Consider the following 4,196-nt stretch of genomic DNA (forward strand, 5'->3'; position numbering starts at 1 on the left):
GGATTAAATATCGTATTTTATTTTAACTTTGTCTAAAGCGGCTGAATGTTTACGATTTCTAAATCCTGTTTTTGGACGAGATTCAAATTCCTGATTTCTATTTCAAAAGCCGCCTAAACTCAAACTCCTTCTGAAAAAACCAATCCCATTTTTCAAGATGGGCCCGGTTAATCTTAAGCATCCAAATTTTTCGTTTTCAGTTCGATTATCCGTAAAGAATACAATACTCGACAGGACCTTTACCCGCCTTTCAAAATTTCAATTACCCGATTGGGAACTCAAATTCTAGATTTATGGATAATTCTCTATTCTGAGTTTTCATTTTTGAGGCGGGAGAATCTATATTTTCAATTCCATAGAATGCCAATTCTGATGCGGTACCCCATAACGGGTTGTGCAGCCGCAGTACGGAGCAAAGCGGAGTATTGTCGGCTGCACTGTGTTAGGCACAGTGGGTATACGTTCATAACTTAATAAATACCTACTCTAACACATATGCTAAATTGAAATGCCCTCACTTTCATTTTATTAATTGAAACAGAAGGGATACCCGAAGAACCATCAAAACCTAACTCTGGATTAATCGGATAATTTCCTGCTATATATGACAAAGTCCCTCCAATTAATACGTCATAATCGCTTAAATAGCCCACCATAGATAAATCGCCTTTGAAAAATATAGATTTCTTACCCGTTGCAGACTTCAATGAAACCTCATCAGAAATTGGTCCAGAAAAAAAAGAATTTATACCAGAAATTTCTCCCTCTAAAGCATTACGTTTATTATTACTATTTAGCAAACCTATCCCTGGTGAAAAACTAAGTGAGACATCATGATCCTCCATTGACAAGATTCTCATATTTGGCTTTAGAATCGCATAAGAATAAAAATAATATTGAGTATCTACATATACGTTTGTGTGGGAAATTTGATTGATTGATAGAAGAGTAGATATATCATCAGCTAGTTCTTCTTCGTCAAACCCAAATGAAAAAAAACCGAATCCTAGGCTAAAACCAAACTTGGTAAATGGCATATAAGTAACGGAGACCTCACTTGCAACACTTGCTTTGGTATACCCTAAATTATCTACCCACCTATTCTGACTATAGTCAAATAAATCTCGCCTTTGAAAAGGATTCAAAGGAAAATTGATTCCAGCCTGTCCCTCAAACCAAAAATCGTTATCGTTATCTCCAAGAAAAACATCAGAGAGATCATACCAAAAAGTTTCTGGTATGATTGGTTTACTTATCCTTTTCTTCTTTTTATCCAGCTCTATATTATCATTATCATTTTGCGGCACCAAATTATTATAATCATCGGGATCATAATTAACAGATTTTTTATTAATATCTGGATAGTATCCATCTCGATCTCTATCGGTACATCCATTAGCATCAACACGCTTTATGTCATCTTTTTCGGTATCAGGACATATGTCTTTATCATTTGGTACGCCATCTCCATCGTAATCACACCAAATGTTATTTTCATCTGGTACGCATGCTTGATCATCATCTAAATCAAACATTGGGTCACTTTTTGAAGTATCACTAAAATAGCCATCTTTATCCAGATCAGTACATCCGTCTTGATCGACAGAAGTAGAGCTTGAAAAAAGGCATTTATCTAAAGGATCATATACTCCATCATCATCTTTATCAACGAAGTCTTTTACAGAACATACTTTTAAGGGGAAATCTGTGTCATTGTAAACTCGAATCGATATTACCAATTGCTTAGGCTGGGTATAAAATCTATTATCAGATTTTTCTACAAATGCATAAATATCAATCGGATTTTTATTATCTATATCTGGTACAAACCGATAATCAAGAAGTTTAATTTCCGTGATATACAATCGGTTGGGGATGAAATTGAGATAGTCTTCCAGAGGAAGGTACTTGTTTAGATTATTTTTAGAATACTCAAGATCATTATAGATCATTACGATTCCCTCGCAAAACCAAATACTAGTGTTTCCATCGATTGAGTTATGCTTGTCCTTAGTGGATACGTTAGGGTCTCCTAATAAATTATAGAAATGCTCAAGCTCCTCTATTAAATTTTCTATTCGTTTTTTCTTTATTTCTTGTGAGTATACTTCACATGGAAATAGTAAAATAGAAAGCAATACAATTATTCTTACTTGCATCATTGTTTTTTTAAAAATAATCCATCATATTCTTTTTCTTCATAAGTAGACTCAATGCCAATGTTTGTTATTAATACATTTGTGTAAGTCTCACCAGATGCATCAATAGTCTCTTGAACTTTAATAGTTACAGTCTTTATAGTTACATCTGCGTAAGATTTATTTCCATATCGATCATACCCTACGAACCGTTGACTATACCTACCAATAACCTTATAAGTATTGTTATTAATCGGGGTAACTTTAGAAATTGAATTCAATTCATTTTCCCAAGTTATCTCAACTTTAGTATACTCTAAGTCTCGTAATCTTCTAAAATACTCATCTGCTAATAGTGACGTTATTTTGTTATGATTTACACTACTAACCTCAATTAAAGCTCCTTCTTCAAAATGATTTAAAACACTGTTTACTTTTCGTGTTCTGGTTCTATAATCAAGGCTTTTATCTGCAATTAATGTTATATATCGTTTTACGATTTCAATTTTTTCGTCACAAATGTGAATGGTTTTATACTTTTTTTGTGAAGATAAATAATCTTGACACACAGCCAAATTACAAGTACTAAATACACTAATAAAGAAGAAAAGTTTTTTATTCATATTTTATTTCGTTTTCACTCTCATGGTTTATTCTCAACAGAATAACTTTATTTTTCTCATTAAAAATAACTCTTTCGATTGTAAACTCATCAGACAAAATACCAGTCGAAAGATCGTCTAAGTAAGCTTGGAAAGAAATAGATGGCGAAATAACCCCTTTCAACATAACTCTTTCTACAACAGCGCTAGAGGCAAACTCCTCAAACAACTTTTCATAGAATAAATTCTCTTTTTTATCGCTATTTATAAAGTTTGCTAAAGAATACTCTAGCTTCTCGATTCTTTCGCTATCTTTATTTAGCGTATCAAAATCAGCTAAAGCTTTGCTTTTCAATTCGTTTTTATTCAAAGATCCCATATCTACATTAGAAGATTCTTGAATATTATGGTTCTCTCTGTAGAAAAATGCTTCTCCAGTTTTCTCACCGAACTTTTTTAAAAGTGCCACCACAAAAACAATAATTGATAAAAAAACGATAACCCCTATAGCCTTTTTTTTATTGTGTTTCCACAAGGTAAACCAATCTTGTAAGTCTTTATAGGACATATTTACAATTCTAATTTAAAAACAGACAATCAAAAGCTTATTTAATATTTAGGCTCATTTCCTTTCAGTATCCTCACATCTTGTCCGATTATAAATCTATTGTTTCTCACAACAGACTAGAGAATTTCCATCATTAATCACCATCAGATTTTTTAGCTCCGGTCGTAAATTTAGTAAATTTATAGTTAGATTTAATGGAATTTTCTGATAGTGATTTCGTTTAGTTTAGTTATTATGCTATCTAATTTCGGTTTCGTTCCTTCAAGAATTATTTCGACCACTACATTGATTATAATGTAGCATTAATTTTCTCCTTTATTTAATCCAAACTTCCAGATCATTTTTCCAAAGGATTCAAATAAACGACCCTAATATAACATTTTTCTTCTAAAAATCACTTTAGCATAATGGATATTACTGAAAACGAAAGCTTCTTTATCCCTATCCTTTAACTTGGTTCTGAAATTTGTAATTGTGCCTAACGGCCCGGGCTACCCGCAGGCCCGGATTCTTGAAATTAATCTTTTCATTCCATTTCACCAAAATAGCGCAGGCAGCAAAAGGCTAACTTGGCGTAGCCCGGGCTTTTGCTGACTGTAGCGGACTTTCTTTTCTCTTTTTTCATTTTCAGGATTTTACCGGGCTTGTCGGGTAGCCAATGTTCACAGCATTCGCGTTTTATTCGATTTTTACAAAACGAGCGGCCATCTCTCTATTTTCGAAGACGAAATAAGGGGGCTTTTTTCAAGTTTATCCAATTCTCCGATTTCGGACCACCAATTTTCAGGCAAAATGGATACCCTCATTTAGTTTATCGCCCGTATGAATCAACTTAACCCAATGAAAATCATCCAATTATTCTCCTGCTAAATCTATTCAATGCACCTG

General features: G+C 33.3%; 3 protein-coding genes. All 3 read right to left on the minus strand.

Annotation, left to right across the window (positions count from 1 at the left end):
• Positions 1-470: 470 nt before the first annotated feature.
• The 3 genes from IX84_RS30265 to IX84_RS30275 are packed head-to-tail and all read right to left on the minus strand — an operon-like array spanning position 471 to position 3,308.
• The gene (locus tag IX84_RS30265) at positions 471-2,162 is read right to left on the minus strand and encodes a hypothetical protein (protein WP_152605316.1); all 1,692 of its coding nucleotides are present in this window, start codon (positions 2,160-2,162) and stop codon (positions 471-473) included.
• Positions 2,159-2,761, minus strand: a complete 603-nt coding sequence (locus IX84_RS30270; protein WP_044230358.1) for a hypothetical protein — start codon at positions 2,759-2,761, stop codon at positions 2,159-2,161. Before IX84_RS30270 ends, IX84_RS30265 begins: the two co-directional genes overlap by 4 nt.
• Positions 2,754-3,308 carry a hypothetical protein gene (locus IX84_RS30275; protein WP_044230360.1) on the minus strand — a complete coding sequence of 185 codons (555 nt, stop codon included), beginning with the start codon at positions 3,306-3,308 and terminating at the stop codon, positions 2,754-2,756. Before IX84_RS30275 ends, IX84_RS30270 begins: the two co-directional genes overlap by 8 nt.
• Positions 3,309-4,196 lie beyond the last annotated feature (888 nt).

It is taken from the genome of Phaeodactylibacter xiamenensis, assembly GCF_000759025.1.
Taxonomy (GTDB): domain Bacteria; phylum Bacteroidota; class Bacteroidia; order Chitinophagales; family Saprospiraceae; genus Phaeodactylibacter; species Phaeodactylibacter xiamenensis.

Bases quoted from the DNA above. Each gene is read 5' to 3' on its own strand.
- IX84_RS30275 (WP_044230360.1), bottom strand. From the start codon at position 3,308: ATGTCCTATAAAGACTTACAAGATTGGTTTACCTTGTGGAAACACAAT.
- IX84_RS30270 (WP_044230358.1), bottom strand. From the start codon at position 2,761: ATGAATAAAAAACTTTTCTTCTTTATTAGTGTATTTAGTACTTGTAAT.
- IX84_RS30265 (WP_152605316.1), bottom strand. From the start codon at position 2,162: ATGATGCAAGTAAGAATAATTGTATTGCTTTCTATTTTACTATTTCCA.